A 2,947-nucleotide genomic window follows, 5' to 3' on the forward strand; every position below is an offset into this window, starting at 1 on the left:
GCTTCCGTCCGGTGGAGCGCAACACCCGCTACGAGGTCATCCGCGAGTACGACGGCCCGGACCTGACCCGCCGCGACACCCCCCAAGCCATGCGCCTCTGACCGGGCACCGACCGGCGCGGCCCCGCGCCGACCAGTGACTCTCCCCGCCTCCCGGGCCGCGAGCCGGCCCGGGAGGCGGGCATTTCCACCCGGCCGGCCCAGTCTTCACCGGCCCCGCACAGGCCCTGGGTTTCCCAACGGGCCGTTGGTTTGGCAGGATCGGGCGCATGTCCGGTTCCCATCGCGCCACCACGTACCCGCCGTACGAGCCGATGCACGAACCGGGGTACCAGCCGGGGTACGAGGTGCCGCAGCAGTCCTACGGGGTCTACGAGCAGCCGTCGTACCCGGAGTACGGCACGGCGCAGCCGTACGAAACCGGCGGGAACCAGCCGCCCTACCCGTACGAGGACCAGCAGGCCCAGCAGGCCCAGCAGACCCAGCAGGATTACCAGGGCCAGGGCCAGGGCCAGGGCCACGAGGGCTACGGCAGCCAGGGCGGCTACGACGCCTATGACGCCTACGACCAGCCTTTCCGGTCGTACCCCGCGGAGCCCGAGCGGCCGTACTGGACGGAGCCCGAGCCGTCGTACGCCGCCGAGCCCGTGCCCGGACTCGCCTCCGAGCCGGTGGTCCTGGCCTCGGCCGCGGCGCCCGCGGAACCGGCTCCGGTCGGCGGCCGGGCGGCCGCCCGCGGCCACCGCCGCAAGGCCAAGCAGAAGAAGCGCACCGGCAAGGCCGTGACCGCCGGCACCGCGCTGCTGCTCGCGGCCGCCGCCGGCTGGTACACCGTCGGCCAGGACTCCGCCAAGCCCGGCGTGACCACCGCCGACGGCCCCGGCCCGGAGGGCGTCTCCACCCCGGACCAGCCGTCCCCGGCCGCCGGTGCCCCCGCCGCCCAGGCCGTCGACGACCGGCACACCGAGGCGCCCGCCGCCGGCCGCAGCGAGGCCCGGCCGGACGGTTCGGTGGCCGCGATACCGGGCCTCGGCGCCGCCTTCACCGCCCGGATACCCGCCGAGACCAACCAGGTGGTGCTCGCCTCCGGCCAGGACAAGAACGCCAACAAGAACACCGTCACCCTCTGGACCCGCACCCCCGAGGGCCGCTGGCTGGCCGGCGAGACCTGGCAGGGCCACAACGGCAACAACGGCTGGACCACCGACCACAACGAGGGCGACCTGCGCAGCCCGATCGGGGTCTTCTCGCTCACCGACGCCGGCGGCCGCAAGGCCGACCCGGGCAGCAAGCTCCCGTACGACAAGGACGCGAGCTTCGTGGTCTCCGGGACGGGCTTCTTCGGCGATCAGCTGGCCGGCTCCTTCGACTACGTGGTCGCGATCAACTACAACCGGGTGCCCGGCAACTCGCCGCTCGACCCGCGCCGCCCCAACGGCTCCAAAAAGGGCGGCGGGATCTGGATCCACGTCGACCACGACGGCCCGACGCACGGCTGCGTCTCCGTCCCCGAGGACAAGATGGCCCTGCTGATCCGCACCCTCGATCCGGCCGCCCACCCGGTGATCGTGATGGGCGACGCGGCCTCTCTGGCCGCCTGAGGGCGCACCCGCCCGAGGGTGGTGGGCCCAGGCGCCGCAACGGCCCTTGTGGGCCTCCTACAGCTTCCGGGCGCGGATCCTGTAGCCGGTCGCGCCCCGCAGACCAGTGGGTAACCGGGTTGAGTGGCTGTATGAGCGGTTCGCGCATTGTGGCACTCGGCCACTACCAGCCCCCGAAGGTCCTCACCAACGACGACCTGGCGGTGCTGGTCGACACCGACGACGAGTGGATCCGCAGCCGGGTGGGGATCCGGACCCGCCACATCGCCGAGGGCGAGACCCTGGTGGACCTCGCCACCGAGGCGGCCCAGAAGGCGCTGGCGAAGAGCGGCCGCACGGCCGCCGACATCGATCTCGTCGTGGTCGCCACCTGCACCGCGGTCGAGCGCAGCCCCAACACGGCCGCCGCCGTCGCCGCGCGCCTGGGTGTGACGGCGCCCGCCGCCTACGACATCAACACGGTCTGCTCGGGCTTCTCGTACGCGCTGGCCACCGCGGACCACGCGATCCGGGCCGGTGCGGCCCGCACCGCCCTGGTGATCGGCGCCGAGCGGATGTCGGACACCCTCGACTGGACCGACCGGACCACCTGCGTGATCTTCGGCGACGGTGCCGGCGCCGCGGTGGTGGAGGCCCAGGAGGACGGCGCCGAGCCGGGCATCGGCCCGGTGGTCTGGGGTTCGGAGCCGGAGAAGAGCGACGCCGTGGTGATCACCGGCTGGGATCCGGTGATCAGCCAGCAGGGCCAGTCGGTGTTCCGCTGGGCCACCACCCAGATCGCCCCGCTGGCCCGGCAGGCCTGCGAGAAGGCCGGGATCGACCCGTCCGAGCTCAAGGGCTTCGTGCCGCACCAGGCCAACCTGAGGATCATCGACTCGATCGCGGCCAAGCTGGGCGCCCCCGACGCGGTGGTCGCCCGGGACGTGGTGGAGTCCGGCAACACCTCGGCCGCCTCCATCCCGCTCGCCTTCTCCAAGCTGGTCGAGCGCGGCGAGCTGTCGCCCGGGGACCCGGTGCTGCTGTTCGGCTTCGGCGGCGGCCTGGCGTACGCCGGTCAGGTCGTCCGCTGCCCCTGAGGGGCCCCTCCTGGCCCCCCTGGTCCAAGAACCGTCCCGAGGCCCTGAGCGGGCCTTCAAGGGCCCCTGAGCGGTCCCTGGGCGTCCCCTGGGCGGCGGCTGAGCGCCGCCGGGCGTCCTGAACCGTCCTGAACCGTCCTGAAACCGTCCGGAAAAGAACAATGCCGGTGGGGGGGGGCCCCCCCGTGGGTGGTCCCCCCCCGGGAGGTTTTGCGTGCTGTGGAACACCAGGAAAACCCCCCCCCAGAGAAGACCGCCGTCCTTCGTTTCC

The 2,947-nt window shown here is 73.3% G+C and carries 2 protein-coding genes; both read left to right on the forward strand.

From position 1 onward, the window contains the following. Positions 1-268 precede the first annotated feature (268 nt). Complete coding sequence (locus ACZ6NC_RS23855; RefSeq protein WP_465735811.1) at positions 269-1,600, forward strand: L,D-transpeptidase family protein; 1,332 nt, start codon at positions 269-271, stop codon at positions 1,598-1,600. A 131-nt stretch (positions 1,601-1,731) separates the two neighbouring features. Continuing rightward, a complete protein-coding gene (locus tag ACZ6NC_RS23860; RefSeq protein WP_465553420.1) occupies positions 1,732-2,676 on the forward strand; it encodes a beta-ketoacyl-ACP synthase III in 945 nt (314 codons plus the stop codon). The last annotated feature ends 271 nt before the right edge of the window (positions 2,677-2,947 follow it).

This window comes from Kitasatospora sp. NPDC041988 (assembly GCF_055588525.1).